The 455-nt window shown below is 33.8% G+C and carries 1 pseudogene; it reads right to left on the bottom strand.

Annotated features, from left to right (window positions below):
• Positions 1–455, bottom strand: a pseudogene (locus tag AN391_RS19925) (hypothetical protein); the annotation flags it as partial.

Genomic DNA, 455 nt, shown 5'->3' with positions numbered 1-455 from the left:
TATAAAAACGAAATGAACATCTTAGCATCTGTATACTGTTTAAATTCATATAACTGATCAACAAACTTAATTTGATAAGGGCCTTGCGCGCCTATACTACTTAATTCAAATGATAGTGTATCAAACGGTACAACAATTTTACTTTTTTGAAAGTAACCCCATAATGCGGTTTTTAAATTAAGCTGTTTTTCTGTCCCGTTAAACTCTAAGCGGCTCTTTCGACCAAAAAGCAATATTGATATACTTAAAAAGAAGCTTGCCGAAATCGCGAAGAAAATACTTTCCCCTCCTTCGCTTGTTACTGTCATCACAATGCTAGCAATTCCAGGAATAAGCATAATAAACGCAAAAATTTTGCTTGTCATTTCGCGTCTTGAGGGCATTGTTGTATTACCACTTTGATCTGTTTTGAGAACTTTTTTTACAAGCTTGGATAGATTGTTATATTCCATTAC

This window comes from Pseudoalteromonas sp. P1-13-1a, assembly GCF_001401875.1.
GTDB lineage: Bacteria > Pseudomonadota > Gammaproteobacteria > Enterobacterales > Alteromonadaceae > Pseudoalteromonas.
The sequence above is the reverse complement of the archived record's forward strand: the minus strand, read 5'-3'. Positions and strand labels throughout refer to the sequence as shown.